The sequence below is a fragment of the Roseomonas nitratireducens genome (assembly GCF_017813355.1).
Classification (GTDB): Bacteria; Pseudomonadota; Alphaproteobacteria; order Acetobacterales; family Acetobacteraceae; genus Neoroseomonas; species Neoroseomonas nitratireducens.
This window is the reverse complement of the sequence record NZ_JAGIYZ010000011.1, coordinates 117,198-139,175: the sequence shown is the minus strand read 5'-3', so window position 1 is coordinate 139,175 and position 21,978 is coordinate 117,198. Positions and strand designations below refer to the sequence as shown.

At 72.0% G+C, this 21,978-nt stretch carries 25 protein-coding genes; 12 read left to right on the top strand and 13 right to left on the bottom strand.

What is annotated here, in order from left to right; all coding sequences use genetic code 11:
* Nucleotides 1-47: 47 nt before the first annotated feature.
* Nucleotides 48-992, bottom strand: coding sequence for an N-carbamoyl-D-amino-acid hydrolase (locus J5Y09_RS12925; protein ID WP_209352206.1), 945 nt, complete (start codon nucleotides 990-992; stop codon nucleotides 48-50).
* On the bottom strand, nucleotides 989-1,282 hold the full coding sequence (locus tag J5Y09_RS12920; protein WP_209352205.1) for a hypothetical protein: 294 nt from the start codon (nucleotides 1,280-1,282) through the stop codon (nucleotides 989-991). Before J5Y09_RS12920 ends, J5Y09_RS12925 begins: the two co-directional genes overlap by 4 nt.
* 280 nt (nucleotides 1,283-1,562) lie before the next feature.
* Between J5Y09_RS12920 and J5Y09_RS12915 the strand changes: the two genes are divergently transcribed.
* Nucleotides 1,563-2,129: a hypothetical protein gene (locus J5Y09_RS12915; RefSeq protein WP_209352204.1), complete on the top strand. Its 567-nt coding sequence runs from the start codon at nucleotides 1,563-1,565 to the stop codon at nucleotides 2,127-2,129.
* Between the two features lie 200 nt (nucleotides 2,130-2,329).
* Here J5Y09_RS12915 and J5Y09_RS12910 read toward each other — a convergent pair whose 3' ends face one another.
* Both J5Y09_RS12910 and J5Y09_RS12905 read right to left on the bottom strand, forming a co-directional pair.
* Nucleotides 2,330-2,965 (bottom strand): hypothetical protein, encoded by a 636-nt coding sequence (locus tag J5Y09_RS12910; protein ID WP_209352203.1) that lies wholly within the window; start codon nucleotides 2,963-2,965, stop codon nucleotides 2,330-2,332.
* Nucleotides 2,966-2,974: 9 nt separating this feature from the next.
* Complete coding sequence (locus J5Y09_RS12905; protein WP_209352202.1) at nucleotides 2,975-4,366, bottom strand: dihydroorotase; 1,392 nt, start codon at nucleotides 4,364-4,366, stop codon at nucleotides 2,975-2,977.
* A gap of 298 nt (nucleotides 4,367-4,664) precedes the next feature.
* Here J5Y09_RS12905 and J5Y09_RS12900 point away from each other — a divergent pair, with 298 nt between their 5' ends.
* The 3 genes from J5Y09_RS12900 to J5Y09_RS12890 all read left to right on the top strand — a co-directional run bounded on the left by J5Y09_RS12900 (nucleotide 4,665) and on the right by J5Y09_RS12890 (nucleotide 6,835).
* Nucleotides 4,665-4,994 carry a hypothetical protein gene (locus tag J5Y09_RS12900; RefSeq protein ID WP_209352201.1) on the top strand — a complete coding sequence of 110 codons (330 nt, stop codon included), beginning with the start codon at nucleotides 4,665-4,667 and terminating at the stop codon, nucleotides 4,992-4,994.
* A gap of 310 nt (nucleotides 4,995-5,304) precedes the next feature.
* Nucleotides 5,305-5,616, top strand: a complete 312-nt coding sequence (locus J5Y09_RS12895; RefSeq protein WP_209352200.1) for a hypothetical protein — start codon at nucleotides 5,305-5,307, stop codon at nucleotides 5,614-5,616.
* A gap of 85 nt (nucleotides 5,617-5,701) precedes the next feature.
* Nucleotides 5,702-6,835: a bifunctional 2-methylcitrate synthase/citrate synthase gene (locus J5Y09_RS12890; protein ID WP_209352199.1), complete on the top strand. Its 1,134-nt coding sequence runs from the start codon at nucleotides 5,702-5,704 to the stop codon at nucleotides 6,833-6,835.
* Here the strand turns inward: J5Y09_RS12890 and J5Y09_RS12885 are convergent.
* Nucleotides 6,784-7,137, bottom strand: a complete 354-nt coding sequence (locus J5Y09_RS12885; protein WP_209352198.1) for a hypothetical protein — start codon at nucleotides 7,135-7,137, stop codon at nucleotides 6,784-6,786. The genes J5Y09_RS12890 and J5Y09_RS12885 overlap by 52 nt on opposite strands.
* Before the next feature lie 377 nt (nucleotides 7,138-7,514).
* Between J5Y09_RS12885 and J5Y09_RS12880 the strand changes: the two genes are divergently transcribed.
* Complete coding sequence (locus J5Y09_RS12880; protein ID WP_209352197.1) at nucleotides 7,515-8,036, top strand: hypothetical protein; 522 nt, start codon at nucleotides 7,515-7,517, stop codon at nucleotides 8,034-8,036.
* A gap of 73 nt (nucleotides 8,037-8,109) precedes the next feature.
* On the top strand, nucleotides 8,110-8,574 hold the full coding sequence (locus tag J5Y09_RS12875) for a GNAT family N-acetyltransferase (RefSeq protein ID WP_209352196.1): 465 nt from the start codon (nucleotides 8,110-8,112) through the stop codon (nucleotides 8,572-8,574).
* 120 nt (nucleotides 8,575-8,694) lie between these two features.
* Here J5Y09_RS12875 and J5Y09_RS12870 read toward each other — a convergent pair whose 3' ends face one another.
* Genes J5Y09_RS12870 through J5Y09_RS12860 form a run of 3 tightly spaced genes read right to left on the bottom strand, consistent with a single transcriptional unit; the run spans nucleotide 8,695 to nucleotide 11,398 of the window.
* On the bottom strand, nucleotides 8,695-9,585 hold the full coding sequence (locus J5Y09_RS12870) for an MBL fold metallo-hydrolase (protein ID WP_209352195.1): 891 nt from the start codon (nucleotides 9,583-9,585) through the stop codon (nucleotides 8,695-8,697).
* On the bottom strand, nucleotides 9,582-10,490 hold the full coding sequence (locus tag J5Y09_RS12865; RefSeq protein ID WP_209352194.1) for a DMT family transporter: 909 nt from the start codon (nucleotides 10,488-10,490) through the stop codon (nucleotides 9,582-9,584). Before J5Y09_RS12865 ends, J5Y09_RS12870 begins: the two co-directional genes overlap by 4 nt.
* Nucleotides 10,490-11,398 (bottom strand): DMT family transporter, encoded by a 909-nt coding sequence (locus J5Y09_RS12860; protein WP_209352193.1) that lies wholly within the window; start codon nucleotides 11,396-11,398, stop codon nucleotides 10,490-10,492. The genes J5Y09_RS12865 and J5Y09_RS12860 overlap by 1 nt, the downstream gene beginning before the upstream one ends.
* A gap of 197 nt (nucleotides 11,399-11,595) precedes the next feature.
* Between J5Y09_RS12860 and J5Y09_RS12855 the strand changes: the two genes are divergently transcribed.
* Genes J5Y09_RS12855 through J5Y09_RS12835 form a run of 5 tightly spaced genes read left to right on the top strand, consistent with a single transcriptional unit; the run spans nucleotide 11,596 to nucleotide 14,477 of the window.
* The gene (locus tag J5Y09_RS12855; protein WP_209352192.1) at nucleotides 11,596-12,324 is read left to right on the top strand and encodes a class I SAM-dependent methyltransferase; all 729 of its coding nucleotides are present in this window, start codon (nucleotides 11,596-11,598) and stop codon (nucleotides 12,322-12,324) included.
* Between the two features lie 18 nt (nucleotides 12,325-12,342).
* On the top strand, nucleotides 12,343-13,308 hold the full coding sequence (locus J5Y09_RS12850; protein ID WP_209352191.1) for a glycosyltransferase family 2 protein: 966 nt from the start codon (nucleotides 12,343-12,345) through the stop codon (nucleotides 13,306-13,308).
* Nucleotides 13,305-13,655 (top strand): DMT family transporter, encoded by a 351-nt coding sequence (locus J5Y09_RS12845; RefSeq protein ID WP_209352190.1) that lies wholly within the window; start codon nucleotides 13,305-13,307, stop codon nucleotides 13,653-13,655. Before J5Y09_RS12850 ends, J5Y09_RS12845 begins: the two co-directional genes overlap by 4 nt.
* Nucleotides 13,652-14,062 carry a hypothetical protein gene (locus J5Y09_RS12840; RefSeq protein WP_209352189.1) on the top strand — a complete coding sequence of 137 codons (411 nt, stop codon included), beginning with the start codon at nucleotides 13,652-13,654 and terminating at the stop codon, nucleotides 14,060-14,062. Before J5Y09_RS12845 ends, J5Y09_RS12840 begins: the two co-directional genes overlap by 4 nt.
* Before the next feature lie 4 nt (nucleotides 14,063-14,066).
* A complete protein-coding gene (locus J5Y09_RS12835) occupies nucleotides 14,067-14,477 on the top strand; it encodes a DUF3574 domain-containing protein (protein ID WP_209352188.1) in 411 nt (136 codons plus the stop codon).
* Between the two features lie 7 nt (nucleotides 14,478-14,484).
* Here J5Y09_RS12835 and J5Y09_RS12830 read toward each other — a convergent pair whose 3' ends face one another.
* Nucleotides 14,485-15,165 (bottom strand): hypothetical protein, encoded by a 681-nt coding sequence (locus tag J5Y09_RS12830; RefSeq protein ID WP_209352187.1) that lies wholly within the window; start codon nucleotides 15,163-15,165, stop codon nucleotides 14,485-14,487.
* Nucleotides 15,166-15,212: 47 nt separating this feature from the next.
* Nucleotides 15,213-17,984: a phosphoenolpyruvate carboxylase gene (locus tag J5Y09_RS12825; RefSeq protein WP_209352186.1), complete on the bottom strand. Its 2,772-nt coding sequence runs from the start codon at nucleotides 17,982-17,984 to the stop codon at nucleotides 15,213-15,215.
* Between the two features lie 118 nt (nucleotides 17,985-18,102).
* On the opposite strand from J5Y09_RS12825, the gene J5Y09_RS12820 reads away from it, so the two are divergent.
* Entirely contained in the window at nucleotides 18,103-19,101 is a 999-nt protein-coding gene (locus J5Y09_RS12820; RefSeq protein WP_209352185.1) for an NAD(P)H-dependent flavin oxidoreductase, read from the top strand.
* Between the two features lie 159 nt (nucleotides 19,102-19,260).
* Here the strand turns inward: J5Y09_RS12820 and J5Y09_RS12815 are convergent, their stop codons facing one another.
* From J5Y09_RS12815 to J5Y09_RS12805, 3 genes are all read right to left on the bottom strand, one after another.
* Entirely contained in the window at nucleotides 19,261-20,130 is an 870-nt protein-coding gene (locus tag J5Y09_RS12815) for a hypothetical protein (protein WP_209352184.1), read from the bottom strand.
* Nucleotides 20,130-20,834: a hypothetical protein gene (locus tag J5Y09_RS12810; protein WP_209352183.1), complete on the bottom strand. Its 705-nt coding sequence runs from the start codon at nucleotides 20,832-20,834 to the stop codon at nucleotides 20,130-20,132. Before J5Y09_RS12810 ends, J5Y09_RS12815 begins: the two co-directional genes overlap by 1 nt.
* A 218-nt stretch (nucleotides 20,835-21,052) precedes the next feature.
* Complete coding sequence (locus J5Y09_RS12805) at nucleotides 21,053-21,937, bottom strand: glycosyltransferase family 2 protein (RefSeq protein WP_209352182.1); 885 nt, start codon at nucleotides 21,935-21,937, stop codon at nucleotides 21,053-21,055.
* Nucleotides 21,938-21,978 lie beyond the last annotated feature (41 nt).

The window sequence follows — 21,978 nt, the reverse complement described above, 5'->3', positions numbered from 1 at the left end:
GAGTTTGGGCGCCGGTCCCGGGCGCGGCAAGCCGCGCCGGGCGCATGTCAGGCCGGCGGGACGGCCCCCACCTGGTCGATGATCGGCCGGTACCATTGCGGCCGGCGATGGGCGGCGAAGTTGAACATCTTCTCCTTGCCCTGCCGGCAGGCGTCGAAATCGGCATCGGCGACGATCACCTCGTCGCCCAGCGTCGTCGCCTGCGCCACCGCGACGCCGTTCGGGTCGACGATCACGCTGCCGCCGATCAGGCCCGATCCGTCCTCGTCGCCCGCCTTCGCCACGCTGACGGCCCAGGTCGCGTTCATGTAGGCGTTCGCCTGCACCGCCAGCGTCGAGTGGAAGGTGCGCAGGTCAGCACTTTCCGTCGTGCCGCCCATCGGGTCGTAGGCGGCGGAATTGTAGCCGATGAGCATCAGCTCCACGCCCTGCAGCCCATAGACGCGCCAGCCTTCCGGCCAGCGCCGGTCGTTGCAGATCAGCATGCCCGCGACCGGGCTGCCCCAGGCTTCCGGCCCACGGAAGGCGGGGAAGCCGAGGTCGCCATATTCGAAGTAGCGCTTCTCCAGCTGCTGGAAGCGGTCGCCCAGGCGCGGTTCGACCGTGCCGGGCAGATGGATCTTCCGATACTTGCCGAGGATGGCGCCATCCGGCCCGACCGTCACCGCGCTGTTGTAGCGCCGGCCCTGCGGCGTGAGTTCCGCGTAGCCGACATACATCCCGACGCCGAGGTCCCGCGCCCGGTCGAACAGGGGCTGCGTCTGCGGCCCCGGCAACTCCCGCTCGAAATAGGTGTCGAGTTCCTGCGTGCTCTCGATCAGCCAGCGCGGGAAGAAGGTGGTGAAGGGCAGTTCGGGGAAGACGACCAGCTTCGCCCCCTGCCCCGCCGCCTGTTCCAGCAGCGCGATCATGCGGTCGAGGATCTGCCGGCGGCTGTCCGCCTTCTGGTTACCGCCCATCTGGGCGCCGGCGATGCGGAGGATACGGCTCATTTGAAAAGGTCCCTGACATCCTGGAGCGTGCCGCCGAAGGCCCGCCAGACGAGAATGGAGGCGAGGCAGAAGCCGCCCCCCGCGATCAGCCCGGGCAGCCCTTCGCGCAGGCCGGCCTGGGCGGCGAGGCTCGCGCCGAGCAGCCCGACCAGCAACCCCGCGCCCACCGCCATCGCCGCCGGGCCGAAGCCCGGCTTCTCCCGCGGCGGCGGCGCATTGCCGACGCGGGAAGGGCGCGGCGGGCGCTTGATCCAGTGGCGCGGCGGGCGCCGCTCACCGCGGCCGGGCATGGCAGTTATCCGGTCTGGTGATGTCCAGGCGCCGCGCGCTGAGAGGTAGGGACCGCCCGCGCGGACGCTGCTCCGCGATCACCGTCAGCGGCATGGATGAAGAGTCGACCAGCACGACGAGATTCGATCCTCCGGCATTCCACGGCGTCGGTTCGCGATGCGCGCGCCGTCGCTCGCAGCGCACGGCGGTACAGACGGCGCCGTGCGTCGGAAGACAAGCCCCTTGACGGTGAAAGCGGCAAACATTCCTTGATCGTAAGAATAAATCGGATTGCACGCCATGACACTGCCTCAGCCGCCCCAAGGCACGTTTCGCCGCATCCTGCGTTGGCTGAGGCGGTGGTCGCTGCGCGGGGTCTTCCTCATCGCCGTCGCGAATTTGGCCTGGGATGTCTGGTCCTGGCACGACCGGACCTTCGCCGAGGGCGACCGGCGCTATTTCCGACAGGCGGAACGGGCGGACGATGTCGACTACGGATACGCGGAACTGCGCGTCGTCAACGAAACCTCGCGCGACTTCCTCATCGAGGGCCTCGCCCTCGAAGGCTGGAACTGGCACCCGCCATCGCCGCGAACGGACCACATCCTGGCGCGGGCCGGCGAACATGGATCCTCCCTCGACGCGCAAACCTACGTGTTTCGCCTCCTCAGCCCGGGTTACCTACGGCTGCGCGACAGAGCGGGCGGCGAAACGCGGCGCGTCGATTTCGACGCCGACCGTCGTCGTCCCGCGTCGTGCCGGATCGAGCTCCGCATCCAGGAGCATGGCGAGATGGTGTCGGGGTGCCGGCCGCTGCATCGCCTCCCCCCGTCGTTTCAGTGGCTTGCAGGTCCGGAGAACTACTGACCCCGCGCGCGCCGTTGCGCACCCGTGCCGCGTCATAACCGGGGAAAGACGATGCCCAAACGCGGCCCTGCCAGGGAAGGCGAATGGGGCCAGGGCGGCCCCTGGGCTGCCGCATACGCGCAACACGTCGGCGGCGCCCTGCAAGTACGGCGACGACCTGACCGAGTCGCACGCCGGACGGATCGCAGAGCCCGTGGACGCTATCCGTTCACTCGCGCAGTTGCGTGGAGCAGAGGCTCGTACCCGGCACGCAGCGCGGCAAGGACGGTGGGCGGCGTCAGCACGAGAACATCGGCAGGCAACGCGCCAGCTTCTGGCTCGCCGTAGCCATCAGGCATCCAACGTCGCAAGGAACCGTTGACCCACAGATAGGCGGATGATGGGTCGCCCATGCGCGTGACGATCGTGCCGGGCGGCAATTCGCTGAGCCGTCCCGGCCATCCGCCACGGAAAGCTCGGCCGTTCAGCCGCTCGGCATGAAGCCTGTGGTCCAACTGCCCGGGCCTTTCGCGACGATCCAGCGCGATGCCCGCTGCCACGCAGTCGAGGAACCGACCGAGCGCATGACGGCGGCACGTGTGGCAGGGACGGTGTCCGGCTGCCAGGGCAGTCGCCTCGTCAAGAAAGAACAACTCGGTATATCGCCCGGGCCGGCGCAGTTCGCGCTTTCGACCGTTGAAGTCCAGAAGACAGGTCACCCAGCCCTTGTAGGATGCCGTTTCTCGCACGACCTCGCCGGTCTGATCGTGGAGACAGCCTCGGTTTCCCATCAGCAGGCCGCGCGAAGCGACAGCGATGAGGTTCCCGAATGGGGTCACGCGAACGCGCGCGGGCATGGCTCGCCTTCATCCCTCCCCGACATAGGTCCCATTGTGCTGCCGCGGCACGAAGCGCCCCGTCCCCGGCTTCGCCAGCACCTGCTTGCCATCCCAGATGCAGGCGCCGCGCAGATAGGTCGCCGCCACCCGCGCGGCCATCCGCCGCCCATCATAGGGCGACCACTTCGCGTCCGGCTCGTCCTGGATGTCCTGGGCGTCGAAGGTGTACTCCCCGGTCTCGAGCACCAGGAAATCGGCATCCGCGCCGATGCGGATCGCGCCCTTGCGCGGGAACAGCCCGTGGAACTTCGCCGGCCGCTCGGCGCAGTAGCGCGCCATCATCGTCACCGGCAGGGACCGTTCGGACAGCAGCGTGTACATCAGCGGCGCGAAGGACTGCATGCCGGTCAGACCGGCGCCGACGGTGAAGATGTCCCCGGTATAGGTCTTGCGATCCTTCGGCCAGGGCGCGTGGTCGGTCGAGACATAGGCGACCTTGCCCGCCGCCAGCGCGTCCCACACCCGCGCCACTTCCTCCGCCGTGCGGAAGGGCGGGTTGCACTTCCCGAAGCCTTCCAGCCGGACGATGTCCTCCTCGGTCATGCACAGGTACTGGATGCAGGCCTCGCCGGACGCCTTGCCGCCCATGTTGCGGAACACCTCGGCGATCTCGAAGCCGCGGGCGAGCGAGGAATGGGCGATGTGCACATGCGCCCCCGTCTCGAGCCCGATTTCGAAAATCTCGAGGTCCGCCATCGTCTCGCACAGCGGCGGGCGGGTGCGGCAATGCCAGATCGGGCTGGTGTTGCCCGCGGCCTTCGCTTCCTCGGTCAGGCGGACCACGATCTCCTGGTCCTCGTTGTGGACCGCCACCATCAGCCCGGTCTTCGCGATCTCGCGGAAGGCGGCGACCATGGTCGGGTGGTCGATGCGCGGGAAGCGCACCGCGTCATACTCATATGTAGAGAGCTTGAAGGAGCAGACGCCGGCTTCCGCCAACCCCGCGATGGCGTCGATCCCGCCCGTCTTGGTGATGGTGCCGTACAGCGCCATGTCGACATGCGACAGGCGGTTCACGTGCTCGACCTTCTCCGCGAGGATCGCCGCATCGGTCACCGGCCGCGGCACGTCGTAGGGCATGTCGACGCAGGTGGTGACACCCCCCGCCGCCGCGGACATCGACGCGCCCTTGATCCCCGGCCAGCCGCGGGAGGATGAGGTGTGCATGTGCCCGTCCACCAGGCCGGGCAGCACATACTTGCCGGAATGGTCCATCACCGCCTTGGCCGGCGGGCTCGCGCCATCGCCGATCGCGGCGATCGTCTCCCCGCGGATGGCGACGTAGCCGTCGCGCAGCACGCGGTCGGACAGGACGATGTCGCCGCGGATCACGGCATCGAAGGGGGCGGCGTCGGACATTCGGGGCATCCTTGATCTGCGCTCGGCGACACGCCTCGTCCTTGTGCGACGAAACGCGACACACCCGCTAACATCCCGTTATCGCGGTGCCATGAAAAGTCAGGCCGACGGGGCTCGCGATCGGCATGTCGCCGGCACGCGCCCTGCCCGGGAGAGTCAGGCATGTCGCATGACTATGCCACTGGCTTCGGCCACGGCACCATCCTCGCGCCAGCCGATCGCCGCACAGGCCACGCGCGGCGTGCCGGGACGCCCGCCCGTGCTTGATGGCGGCGCGGCAGCGATGGACCATCGCCCCATGACCGACGCACCGCGTACCGGCCCCGGGATGGTCTGGCGCCTGCTGGTCGCGGCCGGCGTCGCCGGGCTCGCCGTGCTCGGCGTCGCGACCCTCGCCGCGCTTGAATGCTGGCTGACCTATGGCCGTGGCGTGGGGCGCGTCGCGCTGCACGCCGCGCTGCTCATCGCCGCGGGCGCGGCGTTCGGGCACGCCTTCCGGCTGCGCCGCGCGGGCGAGGCGCGGCGCGCGACCCTGCTGCTCGGCCTGCTCGCCGCGCTGGCGCTGCCCTACGCGGCGCTGCTCGGCGCCGCGGCCTATCTCTTCGCCTTTGCGGGCGAGCGGTTCTGACGCGCGGCGCCCCCCGACCCACCCCCGTTCCAGGCCCCTGATCCGCGCCGCGCGCGGCGATGGGCAGACGCCCTTCCTCGGCACCAGCGAGGATCCGGCGGCGGCGGCCCCGCCGGGCGTCGATTCCCGCGCCCGCCGGCAGGCGCGACCCTCGCGGCCCGAAGGGCGCCGGGCCGCGGGCGAAGCGCGCCGACACGCCCCGCGATACGGAATTCCTGCGCCGCGCCCCGGCCTACGGAATGGACGATGGCGCGAAGCGGGCGCACAACATGCGCCACGCGGTCCACGCCATGAGGGAGGGCGAATGCCGATGAAGCTGCACCCCGTGAAGGTCCATCGGTCCAGCGCGCTGCCCGCGCGCGCCCGCCGCATGCGCGGGGCGCGCGCGGCCCCTTCTATATATGAGAGCGCGGACGGCGCGATCGCCGCGCCGCTGGCCGGTCGGTCGCACGAGATCCGCGGGTTCCGCATCCTGGCCGGGGGCATCCGCCCGGCACGGGCAGCGAAGCGCGCCAGCGCGGTGGTGCGGGACCTGCTGAATCCGAAGCCGGGCGAGCGCGGCGCGAGATACGTCGCGCCGACCGCCCGCGGGTTGCCGGAGGCCAAGCCCGGCAATTCCTGAGCGCGTCCGCAGCTGGACGCGCGATCCCTTGCGGGCGGCCCGCGCCGCCCGTCGCAAGACCCCCAAGGCACGAACGAGGAAAGCCATGAGTGACACGCCCGAAATCAAGAAGGGCCTGGTCGGCGTCTATGCCGACGTCTCCACCGTCTCGAAGGTCATGCCGGAGACGAACTCCCTGACCTATCGCGGCTACCCGGTCCAGGACCTCTGCGAGAACGCCTCCTTCGACGAGACCGCCTACCTGCTGTGGAACGGTGAGCTGCCGACGGCCGCGCAGCTCGCCGCCTTCCGGGCGGAGGAGAAGGCGAACCGGGCGCTGACCCCGGCGCTGCTGCGGGTGCTGGCGGAATTCCCGAAATCCGCGCACCCGATGGACATGATCCGCACGGCGGTCTCCTTCCTCGGCATGGAGGACCCGGAGACGGCGGACATCTCCGACGCCGCCCAGCGGCGCAAGGCGATGCGGCTGCTGGCGCGCATCCCGACCGCGGTCGCGGCGTCCAACCGGCTGTCCAAGGGGCTCGCGCCGATAGCCCCGGACCCCTCGCTGCCCTTCTGCGAGAACTTCTTCCACATGGTCTTCGGGAAGGTGCCGCAGCCCGAGGTCATCAAGGCCTTCGACGTCTCGATGATCCTGTACGCCGAGCACACCTTCAACGCCTCGACCTACACGGCGCGGCTGGTCACCTCCTCCATGTCCGACATGCACGCGGCCATCACCGCGGCGATCGGCAGCCTCAAGGGCCCGCTCCATGGCGGGGCGAACGAGGCGGTGATGCACATGCTGAAGGAGATCCCCTCCCCCGAGGTGGCGGAAGCCTGGCTGCGCGACCGCTTCGACCACAAGGCGCTGGTGATGGGCTTCGGCCACCGGGTCTACAAGACCGGCGACTCGCGCGTGCCCACCATGAAGAAGTACGCCGAGATCATGGCCGAGGTGGTGGGCGACAAGCGCTGGATGAACACCTCCGCCGTGCTGGCGCGGGTCATGCTGGCCGAGAAGAACATCCACCCGAACCTCGATTTCCCGGCGGGGCCCGCCTACTACCTGATGGGCTTCGACATCCCGCTCTTCACGCCGATCTTCGTCTGCTCCCGCATCACCGGCTGGGCGGCGCATGTGCTGGAGCAGGCGGCCGACAACCGGCTGATCCGCCCGCTGTCGCACTACACCGGCGTCGCCGAGCGCGCCGTCGTGCCGATCGCGGCGCGCGGGTGAGGCTTGCCGCTCGCCGCGCGCGGATGACGCACGCCGTTCCCGGGCGCGGATGACGCACGCCGTTCCCGGGCGCGGATGACGCGCCACGCTCCCGCCGCCATCGCGCGGCGGGAGCGATCGCGGATCGCGCATCGCGCATCCGCTCTCGCGCGAAAGCGCGACACCGACGCAACACGGATCGCATCGCGATGCACGTCGTGCGCATTTTGCGCGCGTGCGTGCACGGATTCTGTTGACACGCAATAGTCGCGTGCAGATAGCGTGACGTGCGCGCGAATCATCTTGCGCGATTCGTCGGACACGTTCTCTCGCACGTCGCTCCACATCTCATCGGGCAGCGGCAGAAGCGACCGACGGATCGGAGGGATGATCGCCGCAGCAGGGAAGGACGGTCCATGGACCGCAGGCTCATGGGACGGATGGCGCAAACCACCATCCATCCCGCACCGCCCGGTGACGCGACAGGATCGCGGCACCTCGGCGGGAGAGAGGTCGGAGGAAGCGCGCATCGGGGATCGATCGCGCGCATCGCCCATTCCGACGCCTGCCCCGGGACACCGGCCAGCGACGAGCGCCACGGGATCCGCGCGCGCGCAGCCGCACCGTCCGCACCTGCTGTACCCCGGAGGTCGGCTGGTGCCGCCTCCACCCACCGGAACGCACGGAGATACCGTTCATCATGACCGACATCATCGAGACCGTCGAAGCCGAGGGCGCCGAGCCCCGCGCCCAGGCGATGGCCATGGCCGCCGCGAAGAAGAAGGCGCCCGCCAAGAAGAAGGCCGCGCCGAAGCGCAAGCCGGCCGCGAAGAAGGCCGCGGCGAAGAAGCCCGCCGCCAAGAAGGCCGCCGCCAAGAAGAAGCCGGCTGCCAAGAAGGCCGCCGCGAAGAAGCCCGCCGCGAAGAAGGCGGTGAAGAAGGCCGCGCCGAAGAAGGCCGCCGCCAAGAAGCCGGCCGCGAAGAAGGCCGCCGCGAAGAAGCCCGCCGCGAAGAAGGCGGTGAAGAAGGCCGCGCCGAAGAAGGCCGCCGCCAAGAAGCCGGCCGCGAAGAAGGCCGCGCCGAAGAAGGCCGCCGCCAAGAAGCCGGCCGTGAAGTCCTCGGCCCGCTCGGAAGCCGCGAAGAAGGCCGCCGCGACCCGCGCCGCGAAGCGCGCCGCCGCCGCTGCCGCCGCGCCGGCCGCGACGGAAACCCCGTCGAGCTGACGTCGACGCCGATCCCGGCGAGGGGGCGCCGTCCGCGATGCGGGCGGCGCCCTTTTCGCATCCAGCCCACGCCATGACCGCGATCACGCCCCTTCCCCCGGCCGAGCGCCATCGCCTCGCCCCGCTGCTCGAAGCCTATGCGGCGGAGATGCGCGCCACCCTCGCCGGCAGCCGCCCCGCGCCAGGCGCCGAGGCCGCTGCACTGCTCGCCGCCGATCCGCGCACCGAGATCCTCGCCGCGACCGAGGGCGCGCAGATCATCGCCTTCGCCATCTTCTTCGACCTGCCCGAGGCGGTCTTCGCCCGGCGCTGCGGCGCGCTCGACGACCTCTTCGTCCGCGCGGACCGCCGCGGGCGCGGCATCGCGCGCGCGCTGGTCGCCTCGCTCACCGACCTCGGCCGCGCGCGCGGCTGGTCGCATCTGCGCTGGATCGTGCCCGAGGCCGACCGCGCGGCGATCGCGCTGTATGAACGGATCGCGGAGCGGGCGGATTGGCGGTCCTACGTGATCAGGCTGGACCCGGAAGCATCATTGTAGAGAGGGGGGAGAAGAGAACTTCTCCCCCCTCGCCCCCCTCAACCTTCTTTGTCGTTTGGGAACTGACCTCGGTTGTCAGTTCCCAACAGATAGAAAAAGGGGAGGGGGTGCGGGGGAGGTTCACCCTCCCCCGCCCTTCATCTCCCAATGCTCGCCCTCGCGCGTCGCCACGCCCTCGCCCTCCAGCTTGATCAGGTGCGCGAGCAGGCTGCGCGCCGCCGCCGGCACCAGGCGCTCATCGAGCGAGGGCCCATAGACCGGCGCGACCAGTTCGCGCGCCGTCGCGCGCCCGGCGCGGCGCAGCGCGTCGGCCACCATCGCCTCCCTCTCCCGCCGGTGCGCGGCCAGCGCGGCGACGAAGGGCGCGGGGTCGGGCAGCGGCGGCCCGTGCCCGGGCAGGAACAGCCGGTCGTCCCGCGCCGCGAGTCGCGCGAGCGAGGCCATGTACGCCGCCATGTCGCCATCCGGCGGGCTGACCACGCTGGTCGACCAGGACATGACGTGGTCGGCGCTGAACAGCACGCCCGTGCCCTCGAGCGCGAAGCACAGGTGGTTTGCGCAATGGCCCGGCGTATGGATCGCGGACAGCCGCCAGTCAGCACCCTGCACCGCCGCGCCGTCGGCGATCGTCACGTCCGGGCGGAAGGCGTGGTCGCCCCCCTCGCCGCCCTGGTCGGGCGGCGTCATGTGCGGGCCGAAGCCGTGCGTGGGCGCGCCGGTCGCCGCCTGCAGCGCGGCCGCCCCCGGCGAATGGTCGCGATGGGTGTGGGAGACGATGATGTGCGTGATCCGCTCCCCCGCCGTCGCGCGCAGGATGGCGGCGAGATGCGCCTCATCCGCCGGGCCGGGGTCGATCAGCGCGACCGACGATCCGCCGCCGACCAGCCAGGTGTTGGTGCCGCGGAAGGTGAAGGGCCCTGGATTGCCGCACAGGATGCGGCGGATGCCGGGGGCCACGTGCTGGACCTCTCCCGGCGGCAGGGTGTCGTCCTTCAGGAAGGGGATGCTCACTGCTTCCTCCGCTGCGCCGCGCGCTTGAGTTCCCGGTGCAGGATATAGAGGCCCGAGGCGACGATCAGCGCCGCGCCGGCCAGCGTGCTCCAGGTCGGCGCGTCCGAGAAGGCCACCCAGCCGATCGCCACCGACCACAGGATCGAGGTGTAGGAATAGGGCCCGAGCGCCGAGACCTGCGCCGAGGCATAGGCTTCCGTCAGCATCACCTGCGCCACGCCGCCGACCAGGCCGATCAGGATCAGCAGCGCGAACTCGACAAGGCTCGGCGTGGTCCAGAAGAAGGGCAGCGCCACCAGGGTGAAGGCGGTCATGAGCAGGGACTGCCAGAGCACGATGGTGGCCGAGCTTTCGGTCGCGGACAGGCTGCGCACCAGAAGCGTGGTCATGGCCGACCAGACGCCTTGGGCGACCGCGACGCCCATGCCGATCGCGACGGCGCGGTCGGGCGGCCCGCCACCCTGGAAGGCGCCCTCCCCCAGCGCGATCACCAGGATGCCGCCGAAGCCGAACAGCACGGCGGACCAGCGATGGATGCCGACCTTCTCGCCCAGGAAGGGGATGGACAGCAGGGTGACGAAAAGCGGCGTGGTGTAGGTCAGCGCCGTCTGCTCGGCCAGCGGCAGGACGGTCAGGGCGTAGAAAGAACAGCCCTGCGCCATGGTCCCGGTGAAGGCGCGCACCAGGTGGCCGGGGAAGCGCCTGGTGCGCAGCAGCCCCCAGTCCCGCCCGCGCGCGGCGATCACGAACATCACCGGCAGGGCGAAGGCCGAGCGGAAGAACATCGTCTCGACGAAATGGATCTGGTCGGAGATCCCCTTGATGATCGCCGACATGATGGTGAACAGCGCCGTCGCGCCCAGCATCAGCAGCGCGCCGCGGCGGATGTCGTGGCGCAGCGCCATCAGCCCCCGCGGTCGCGCTTGCGCTCCGCCTCCCGCCGCACCCTTTCGCGGTGCAGGTTGTACAGCCCGGCGGCGATGACGATGACGGCGCCCGCGATGGTGGTCCAGGCCGGCACCTCGGCCCAGATCAGGAAGCCGAGGATGCCGCCGAGCAGCAGCGGCGAGTATTCGTAGGGCGCGAGGGCCGAGACCGGCGCCAGGGCGAAGGCGCGCGCGAACAGGATATGCGCGATGGCGTTCGCCGCGCCGAAGAACACCAGCGCCAGCACCACCCCCATGGTCGGGAAGGCGCCCGGCGGCGGAAAGACGGGCAGCAGCGCGATGCCCACCGGGATATGCGCGACCATCAGCCAGAAGGCGACCGCGGCCGGGCCGTCGGTGGCCGACAGCACGCGGGTCCAGATGCGCGTGACCGCCATGGCGATGACGGCGACCAGCAGGAAGGGCGTCTCGAACCGCCAGAGGTCGCCTTCCGGCTGCAGCATGAACATCACGCCGGCGAAGCCGACGGCGGTCGAGGTCCAGCGCCGCCAGCCCACCTTCTCCCCCAGCAGCGGGATGGCGAGCACCGTCATCATCAGCGGCGCGGCCGCGGCGATGGCGTAGGAATCGACCAGCGACATCCCCGACAGCCAGGCCCAGTACCAGGTGGCCGAGACGGCGCAGTGCAGCAGCCCGCGCGTGGCCAGCAGCCGCCGGTTCACCGGCGCGATGCCCCGCCCGCGCGTGATCAGCAGCACGAAGGAAGCGCCGACGACGCCGCGCGCGATCATCGAGACGGCGACTCCGACCTCGGGCAGCGCCCATTTCACGGCCACGTCCGCGCCGGTGATGACGAGGTAGGCCAGCAGGATCAGGAGGATGCCCCGGACCGCCTCGGCGCCCGTCGGCACGCTGAGACCGTGCATTCGGGCCGGCGCATTGTCAGCCATCGGCGGCGCTGGCAGTCCCGGGCTGTCGTATCTGGTTCATCTGGGATGCGATCCTCGCGGCCTTGGCGCGCCGGTGCAACACGAATGACGCGCAAGGCACCCTGGCCTGCCATGCCGCGCGCACGCGGCCTGCCGCCATCATCCCGCCTTGCTGCGATGCGACAACGCCCCGCGTGGAACCCGCCGAATACGAATTGATGGACGCGGCGGAGGAGCGCATGTGGTGGTACCGCGCCCTCCATGCCCGCGTGCTGGACGCGCTTGCCCGCCGACCCGGCCCGGCGGGGGCGCTGCTCGATGCCGGCTGCGGCACGGGCGGGCTGTTGCGGCGGCTCGCCGCACTCGGCCGGCCGCTGGTCGGCCTCGACTTCAACCCTTCGGCCGCCGCGCGCGCCACGGCCAAGTCCGGCGCGCTGGCCGCGGCGGGGGATGCGAACCGGCTGCCCTTCGCCGACGGCGCCTTCGCCGCGCTCGCATCCTGCGACGTGCTCTGCCACCGCGCGGTCGACCCGGACGCGGCGCTGGCCGAGTTCCGCCGCGTGCTCGCCCCCGGGGGGACGCTGGTGCTGAACCTCCCGGCCTATGACTGGCTGCATTCGGCGCACGACATCCGCGTCCACAACACCCGGCGCTTCACCGCCGGCGGCGCGCGAGCGATGCTGGCCGCCGCCGGCTTCGCCGCCATCGAGGCGCGCTACTGGAACGCCCTGCTGCTCCCCCTCATGGTCCTGCAGCGCAAGGTGCTGCGCGCGGACGAGAAGGCGGAAAGCGACGTGCACGACTTCCCCCCCTGGCTGGACGCGACGCTGCATGGCGTCACGGCCGTCGAGCGCGGCCTCGCGCGCCTCGGCCTGCGCTATCCTGCCGGGGGTTCCATCCTGCTGCTCGCCACAAGGCCCTGAATGTCGGAGACGCCTTCCATGTCCACCCAAGCGGCCGGGGCCTCGCACCCGGTCGGCCTGTCCATCGTCGTGCCGGTCTATCGCGGCGCGGCCACCGTCGGCACCCTCGTGGCCGAGCTGTCCAAGCTCACGCCCGAAGGCGGGATCGAGATCGTGCTGGTCAATGACGGCAGCCCGGACAATTCCGGGGATGTCTGCCGGGAGCTGGCGCGGACCGCGACCGTCCCGCTGACCTATATCGAGCACGCCCGGAACTTCGGCGAGCACAACGCGGTGATGACCGGGCTCCGCCACGCGCGCGGCGCCTTCGTCATCACCATGGACGACGACCTCCAGAACCCGCCGGAGGAGGTCATCAAGCTGTACGACCACGCCCGCCGCGGCGGCTTCGACGTGGTCTACACCCGCTACGCGGTGAAGGAGCACGAGGGCTGGCGCAACATCGGCAGCCGCTTCGCCAACTGGGTGGCCGACCAGCTGATGGACAAGCCGAAGGGGCTCTACTTGTCCTCCTTCCGCTGCATGTCGGCCCTCGCGGTGGCCGAGGTGGTGAAGTATCGCGGCCCCTACCCCTATGTGGACGGGCTGCTGATGCAGGTGACGCAGCGGCTCGACAGCATCGAGGTGAAGCACTTCGCGCGCGCCGAGGGCCGGTCCAACTATACGCTGCGGCGGCTGATCCGGCTCTGGCTGAACCTCGCGACCAATTTCTCGGTCCTGCCGCTGCGGCTTGCGGTGCTGGCCGGCGTCGCGATGGGCGTGCTCGGGCTGTTCGCCGCCGCCTATGTGATCTTCGAGGCGCTGGTGGGCGAGACTCCCTCCGGCTGGGCCTCGCTGATGACCGTCACCCTGCTGATCGCGGGGGTGCAGTTCCTGATCCTCGGCGTGCTCGGGGAATATGTCGGGCGCGCCTTCATGTCGGCCAACGGCAAGCCGCAGGGCGTGGTACGGCAGGTGATCGCGGCCAAGGACCCGCCGGCATGATGCCCTATTGGTTGGCGTTGGCCGCCGCGATCACGACCTCCCTGGTCGGGCAGCTGCTGCTGAAGTCCGGCGCGAACGACGCGGTGGAGGCCGCCGGCGGCTTCATCCACCAGCTGTTCCGGCCGGCGACGATGATCGGCCTGGTCTGCTACGGCGGCGCGGCGCTTCTCTACATCGTGGCGCTTCGAAAGATCCCGATGAGCGTGGCGCTGCCCTGCACCGCCGCCTCCTACGTCGTCATCGCCATCGTCGGCTGGGCGGTGTTCGGGGAAAGCCTCGGCGCGGCCAAGATCGCGGCCATCGCGCTGATCTCGGCCGGCGTCGTGCTGCTGGCGACCACGGCATGAGGCGTCGGGGCATCCTGCTGCTGGGTGGGGTGCTCCTGCCCGCCACGGCGCGCGCCATGACGCCCTGCGAGCCGGGCACGCGCGCGGGCGTCCTCGCCGAGCTGCGCTTCGGCCTCCTGCTGCCCAATGGCGACGACGTGACCGACGCCCAGTGGCGGACCTTCCGCAGCGACATCCTGGACCCCGTGCTGCGCAGCCGGATCACCGAACGCGACGAGCCGCCGGTGACGCGGCCGCGCCCGCAGCGCATTCGCGCCGTCTTCGCCGAGGTCCGCGCCAGCTGGAGCCCCGACGCGCCGCCCGCCCTGCCGCCGGAAGTCCAATCCGTGATCCGCGCCTGGACCGCCCGCTTTCCCGAAGCGCCGGTCGAGGCCCGCCTGCTCCCGGTGTGCATTGCCGTGCGCTAGCGCCATGGCGCGGAGGTTTGCCGCGCTGCTGCTGCCCGCCCTGGCCGCCGCCTGCGCCGCGCCGCCGCCCGCCTGCCCGCCGGGCACCGAGGCGGCGACCGTCTCCGAGGCCTATTTCGGCCGGAATGTGCGGGACCGCGCGCCGGTCAGCGAGGCCGAGTGGCGCGCCTTCCTCGCCGATACCGTCACCCCCGCCTTCCCGGACGGGCTGACCGCGCTCGACGGGCGCGGCCAGTGGCGCAGCCGCGAAGGGCGCATCCTGCAGGAAGACAGCAAGGTGCTGGTCCTCATCCTGCCCGGCCAGGACGCCGCCACGGCGCGCGCCCGCCTCCGCCCGGTCGAGGAGGAATGGAAGCGCCGCTTCCGCCAGCAATCCGTGCTGACGGTCCATCGCAGCGCCTGCGTGGCCTTCTGAGCGGGCCTCAGTCCGCGTCGCCGATGCGGAAATAGACGCCGGCCACGCTGCCGGCTGCGCCGCAGTAATCGACCGGCGCCGGCCCGATCACACGGAGGCGCAGGCTGCTGCCGACGCGCCGCAATTCCAGCGCGCCATCCGCGGTCTCAAGCCAATCCTCGCGGTGGCTCTCCCCCTCCCCCTCGTACTCACAGGTCCAGGCGACGTGGAACACGTCCGCCGTGTTGGCCTCGATGCGATGCCGCCCCCGGCCGGCCTCGGCCACGGCCACCTGCCCCTGCACGCCGAACCAGACGCCGCCGATGCGCCAGGACGGCTCGTGCTGCACGCGCATCAGCCGCATGAGCCAGAACTCCATCGATCCGCGCAGCATGGCGCGCGGGTCGGTCTCGTCCAGGCTGCCATCCGGGCGGAAGAACAGGTGGCGCGACAGGCTGCGCCGCCAGGTGGCATCCTGGCGCCGGAGTGCGGCCGCGCTGTCCGCATCCAGCAGGCGCCCGAGTTCCTCGAGCCGCATGGCCCGCGCCTGATCGAGGATCGCAAGCCAGGGATCGGCGGCGATCGCCGCGTCGACCGCGCGCATCGCGCCCGCGCAATCGACATTCGCCCGGCGCGGGCAGCGCTCCTCGCCCCGGGCCGGCATGGCGAGGAGCAGCAGCGCAAGGAAGGCGGCGAGGCGCGTCGTCATCGCCGCCGAGGCTGCCACATCCCCGGGGCGAGCGGCGCCGAAGCGCTTCAGCCGAAGGCGCCGACCTCATGCGAGACCACCGCCGAGCATTCGCGCACCAGGGCGAAGATCCGCGCCATGGGGCCGAGGATGGCGGCGTGCTCGGCTTCGTAGGAGACGCCCTCCCGCGGGCCGGCCGCTTCCCCGAAATCCAGCCCCGTCGCAGGGTCGGGCGAGGCCGGAAAAATCTCCGCCAGCAGGTCGAGCGCCGGCGGCACGTCCAGCTGCAACAGCCGCGCGATCAGGCTGTCCCGCGTGGCGCCGTGGCGCGGGCTGAATTCGGGCAGGGCAACCGCGAGCAGCCAGAGCCGCTGCACCAGGCACAGCCGCACCGCATGCGCCAGCACCATCCGGTCCGGCATGCGCGGCAGGTCCGGCCAGGCGGCACGCAGCTTCTGGTGGTCCGCCTGCAGCCGGCGGAACATCCGCCGCGTCAGCGGCGAAATGCCGAGCCGTTCCAGCGCCTCGGCCACCGCGGTCAGCGCTTCCCGCCGCCCGGGGCGCTTGGTGAAGCCGGCGCGATCCAGCCAAGGCGACGGGTCCAGCATGTCCACCGCCGCGCGCAGCACGCCGAGGTCCGAGCATTCCGCCGCGCGCGCGGCCATCGCCATGGCGCGCGCGAAGCGCGGCGATCGCGCCCGCATGTCGGCGAAGGTGTCCGGGCTCGCGGCCGCCGCCGCGCCGAGCCCATGCAGCGAATTCGCCAGGAAGCCCAGCTGGTGCAGGATCGCGTTGTTCGGAATGGCGCGCAGCTGCGAGGGGTGGGTGATGCGCAGCGCGCCGCCCAGCCCGTCGGTCTGCCGCGCGGATGGCCGCGAGCCGGTCTTGTCGAGCAGCCCGGGGCCGAAGGCGCCGAGGATGGCGGCATAGCCCGGGTCCTCGACCAGGGCGGCGACCTCCCGCCGGACGGTGGCGAAGAAATCCGCGCCCCAATCGGCCTCGGCGTAGATCGGGTCGGGCTCGGCGGGCGGGGGCGCGAAGGCGTGTTCGGCGATGCGCGCGACGGTCGCGTGCGCCAGCGCGTCGGTGCCGAACAGCAGGTAGCCGTCGCCGCCCTGGAAGGCCGCTTCTTCCCGCAGCCGCAGCCCCGAGGAGACCAGCGCGGCCCGCGCCTGCGGCGGGGAGAGGTAGGCGAAGCGGTCGGCGAGGCTGCCCGGATGCCCGCCGCGGCCGATGCTTTCCCCATGCGTGTCGAACAGCACCAGCTCGATGCCCTCGAGCCCGTGCCGGCGCATCTGCTCGGCAAGCCGGATCTTGAGCCGTTCCGCGAGGTAGGAGGCGGCGAGCTGCCCGACATAGCGCCCGGAATCGGAATAGCCGAATTGCAGGCAGAGCCGGCCATGGGCGCGGAGGTAGTCGCGGAAATGCGGGCTGCGCAGCGCTTCCTCGAGCACCCGCTCGCCGCGCTCCAGCGCCTCCGCCGTCTCGAACAGGGGCGAGATCTCGATCCGCTCAGCGATGCCCAGGCGCCTGGCCAGCCACAGCGCGGCAAGCAGCGTGTAGCCTGTCTCGGTCTCGGCGATCAGGAAGCGGACGGGCTGGCTCGCATCGATGTGCTTGAGCATCTGCGCGACGGTCATCATCAGCCGCGCGGCGGAGGCCTTTTCCGCCAGCAGCGCGCCGTAGTCGACCGGCACGGGCGCGACCTCGGCCAGCGCCGCGTTCACCTGGGCGAGCAGCCCGCGCCGCCCGGCCGGGTCGTCGGGTGCCGCGGCGAGCCCCAGGCGCTGGCGCAGCGCATTGTGGATCTGCGTCGCGTTCAGCCGGACATGGGTGTGCGCCAGCGCCAGCCCATGCGCGGCGAGTCCCGCCCGCTGCACCGCCAGCGCCTGCCGCGCGGCCGCATCCGGGGCCGCGGCGATGGCGGCGGGGAACAGGTCGAGCAGCGCGGCGGGGGTGGTCAGCGCCGCCGCCTGGCCGCCGAGCATGGCCTGGGCGAAGGCCTGCACCGATTCCGCCGTCGTCTTCACCGGCGCGGCCTCGATCTGCGCGGCGACGGCGGCCTCGGCGGCGCGGGCGCGGTCCACGATCGGCGCGGCGCAATCGCCCAGCGGCGCCAGCCGGTCGGCCAGCCGCGCCAGTTGCAGCCGCTTCATGCACAGGCGCAGCCGCAGCGTGTCCTGCCAGCCGATATCGGTGCGCCCATCCGTGTCGTAGCCGACCCAGGAGGACATGATGACAGGGGCCGGCTGTAGCGCGAGGGCGCGGTCCCCCCAGACCGCCTGCCCCGCCTCGATCAGCGCGGCGGCGAGCGCATCGAGCGCATCCCGCCCGCGCGCGATGGCCGCGGCGGCCTGGTCGAATTCCGCCTCCAGCGTCGGCGGCGCCGGGCGATGGGCCAGCCCTTCGGGCAGCGGCGCGCCGCAGGCGGCCGCGGCGAGCGCCGCACCTGTCTCCGGCGGCAGGGAGAAGGTGGGGTGCGCGGTGAAGACGGCGGCGAAGCGCGGCCGTTCCACCGCCTCCCGATACGTGGCGAAGGGGATGGGGCTGTCGTCGGGATCCGGCCGCACGAGCCGCGCGGCGACCGCGGCCAGCGCCGCGGCGTCGTCGCCGAGCCTGGCATAGGCGGCGAGCCGGCCCGCCCGGTCCGCGGCCGCGTCGCGCGCCAGGCCCGCGACCAGGGTAGCCAGGTCGTCCGCCGTGACCCGCCCTTCATCCATCGCCCGGCTGATGTCGAGCGCCACGAGCAGGACCGGGTCGCCGAAGGGGTCGGCGGCGGCGGCTTCCCGCGCGATGCGCAGGCGGGCGAGCAGGTCGGGCGGGGCGGCGGCATCGTCCATCCCGTCATGCTGCACCCGCGAAGACGCGGAAAGCGAGTCGGAAACGCAACGCAGCGGCCCTCGACAGCCGCGCCCGGCAGGGCGAGGCTTCGCCCACGACCGGAGGGAAAGCACGTCCATGAGCCTGCTCGAAAGCCTGAAGGGGCGCCTGCGCCTGCCGCTGATCGGCTCGCCGCTCTTCATCATCTCGGTGCCCGATCTCGTCGTCGCGCAATGCACCTCGGGCGTGATCGGCTCCATGCCGTCCCTCAACGCGCGGCCGGTCGAGCAGCTCGACGAATGGCTGGCCGAGATCAAGGAACGGCTCGCGGCGCACGATGCCGCGCATCCGGACCGGCCTTCGGCGCCCTTCGCGATCAACCTGATCGTCCACCGGTCCAACGACCGGCTGGACCAGGACCTCGCGCTCTGCGTGAAGCACCGCGTGCCGCTGATCATCACGAGCCTCGGCGCGCGGCCGGAGGTGAACGAGGCGATCCATTCCTATGGCGGCTACGTCATCCACGACGTGATCAACCAGACCTTCGCGCACAAGGCGGTCGAGAAGGGGGCGGACGGGCTGGTGCTGGTCGCCGCGGGCGCGGGCGGGCATGCCGGGGCGCAATCCCCCTTCGCGCTGCTGCAGGAAACCCGCGCCTGGTTCGACGGGCCCGTCGCCCTGTCGGGTGCGATGGCGCATGGCCGGTCGATCCTGGCGGCCGAGGCGATGGGCGCGGACTTCGCCTATATGGGCAGCGCCTTCATCGCGACGGCGGAAGCCCGCGCGGTGGAGGACTACAAGCGCATGATCGTCGAGAGCGCGGCGCAGGACATCGTCTACACGAACCTCATCACCGGCGTGCACGGCAACTACCTGAAGCCCTCGCTCCGCAATGCGGGGCTCGACCCGGACAACCTCGCCGGCGTCGAGGGCTCCCAGATGAATTTCGGCACCGACCGCAAGCGCAAGTGGAAGGACATCTGGGGCGCCGGGCAGTCGGTGGGCGGCGTGGGCGCGGTGGTGCCGACGGCGGCGCTGGTCGACCGGCTCGCGGCGGAATACGCGGCGGCGCGGCAGCGAATGGCGGCGGGGTCGCCGCTGCTGAACGCCGCATGGGGGCGGCGCGCGGCGGCCTAAAGCACCATCCGATCACACTGAATCAGTGTGATCGGATTTCGCGCTGCAGAATCGATGGTTTCTGGAGCAAGAAATCCGATCAGCCGTTTCCGGCCGGTCGGATATTGCTCTAGGAAGAACCGCGTCGCGAGGACGGGGGGCGGCCGCCCGGGCCGCCTTTCAGCGCGGCCCGCGTTCCAGGGCGATGCTGGCGCGGTGCGACAGCCGCACGCCGATCGCGAAGTCGCCGCCACGGCCCATGCCCTGCCAGGCGACCAGGCCGACGGAAAGGTCGCGCGCGACCTCGCGCTCGACGAAGGCGCCGATGTCCACCACCGCGCGGTTCCTGGTGGCGTCGCGATCCTGCCCGTCGACCATGAGCCCCGCCGACCAGCCATCCGCCATGGCGAAGGCGAGGCTTCCCTGCACGACCCAGCGTTCCGCCGCCTCCGCACGGCGGGACGCGACGGCGAAGCGGCGGCCGAGCGAGACGTCCATCGTCACGCCCTCGGCCAACTTCGTATAGGCCTCGACGCGCAGCAGGTGATCGAGCCGCCCGCTGCCGAGGGACGTCGCCGTCGCCGAGGGAAGGCGCGTCTGCAGCGAGACGCCGAGGCCATGATCGCCATCCTCGGTCTCGGCCAGGGTTTGTCCGAGCGTGAGGCGGACATCGCCGAGCGCCGCATCGCTCCGGCTGCGCGGCGCGGCCGTCGCGCGATCCTCCGCGACCGGCGGGCCGAAGGCGTCCTGGGCGGATGGCGCGTAGGTCGGCAGGCGAAGGGCGAAGCGGGTGGCGGCGCCGACCAGCACCAGGTCGACGGACTCGCCGACGCCGAAGCGCGCCGCGGCGGCGCCGCCCCCGCGCGCGTCCGAATAGTCGCGGACCGTGTCGAAGCGGAACTCCGCGGCAGCCGCCTGCCCCGGGCCCGCAAGGACCCATGGGCAGGCAGCGGCGAGAATGCCGAGGGCCGCGCGCCACCTTCGCCACGCCATCGGCGAACGCCGCCGCGTCGGCGTGGTGCGCATGGCGGCGGCCCCCGGCGAGGTCATCACGCGCCGAGCGTCGGAAGCGCGCTGGTGCGGCGGTCCTGGCGACGGTCGTTGCGGCGGTCCTGCTGCCGGTCCTCGCGACGCGGGCCTTCGCTCGCCTCGCGCGCCAGCACGAAGGGCGCGTCCTGCGTCTCGAGCGCGCTCGTGCGGCGGTCCTGGCGGCGGTCGTTGCGGCGGTCCTGCTGCCGGTCCTCGCGACACGGGCCTTCGCTCGCCTCGCGCGCCAGCACGAAGGGCGCGTCCTGCGTCTCGAGCGCGCTGGTGCGGCGGTCCTGGCGGCGGTCGTTGCGGCGGTCCTGCCGCCGGTCCTCGCGGCGCGGGCCTTCGCTCGCCTCGCGCGCCAGCACGAAGGGCGCGTCCTGCGTCTCGAGCGCGCTCGTGCGGCGGTCCTGGCGGCGGTCGTTGCGGCGGTCCTGCTGCCGGTCCTCGCGACGCGGGCCTTCGCTCGCCTCGCGCGCCAGCACGAAGGGCGCGTCCTGCGTCTCGAGCGCGCTGGTGCGGCGGTCCTGGCGGCGGTCGTTGCGGCGGTCCTGCCGCCGGTCCTCGCGGCGCGGGCCTTCGCTCGCCTCGCGCGCCGGAACCACGAGTTCCTGGCCGGCGACGGGCAGGACCGCGACGGTGCTGCTGGCGGCCGAGGCGGAGTGCGGCGCCAGGGCGATGATGGATGCGCCGACCAGAAGCGTGGCGATGAACGAGTTTCGCATGTGACTTCCTCCTGAGGCCCAGCCTCATGCCGGGCAGGAGGTGTTCTGCATCGCCCGTGCCATGCGGGCCGGCAGCGCGCCGAAAATCGCAACGCGTTGGAATCATTGCCTTACGGAATCGGCGCACGGATCGGCGAGTGGGGCAGCCGGGGGTTTTCACCAATCCGCGCCGGGTGCACGTCCCCCGCGACGCGCGATCGACGTGCGCGTGTCGCCGCTCACCCCGTCGCCGGGCCGCCATGCCCGCGGCCGCGCAGCCAGGCGATGGTGCCCGACAGCGCCGCGACATCACGCCGCAGCTTCGCCCGCTGTCCTGTCAGCGCATGCCCGGCGGCCTTGCCGAGCAGCCGTCGCGCCTGGCGCAGCCCTTCGCGGCGCGCCTCGGCCTCCCCTTCCCACTTCGCGAGGAAGTGCAGCCGCGACCAGCCCATATGCCGTGCCTTGAGCCGGTCGATCGCCGCGGAGGGCGCGCTCGACCGGCCGCCCTCGTGCAGCACCTCCGCTGCCGGCAGCAGCACAAGGCCGTGGCCACCCGCGCGCGCCGCGGCGCACAGGTCGTCATCCTCGAAGTACAGGAAGAAGGCCTCGTCGAAGCGCAGCCGCGCGGAGCCGCGCAGCAGCAGGCAGGCGCCCGACAGGAACTCGGCGCAGAGCGGTCCCTCCGGCCAGGGCTCGCCCGCGGGGCGACGCTGCATCCGCCGCCGCCGCGCCTGGCCGGTATCCCAGGACCGCACCAGCCCGCCCGCGCCGTCGCGGATCATCGGGGCGAGGATCGCCGCATCGGGGAAGGCATCCGCCGCGGCGACCAGCGTGGCGACGGCCTCGGCCGACAGGCGCGCATCGGGATTCGCCAGCAGCGCGAATTCGGTCGCGACGGCATCGAGGCCAAGGTTGCAGCCGGCGCCGAAGCCGCGATTCGTCTCGCTGCGGATCACCTCGGCCCCGGCGGCGCGCGCCAACCCGGCACCGCCATCGGTGCTCGCATTGTCCACGAGCACGAGGCCGAGCCCCGGCGGCAGCGCGGCGAGGAAGCCGGCCAGCGCCGTGGCGCTTTCATGCGCCACGGTCACCACCGTGACGCGGGTGAGCGGCGCCGCGGTCATGCGCGCGGTCCGCGCGACGCTATCATGCGCGCGGTCCGCGC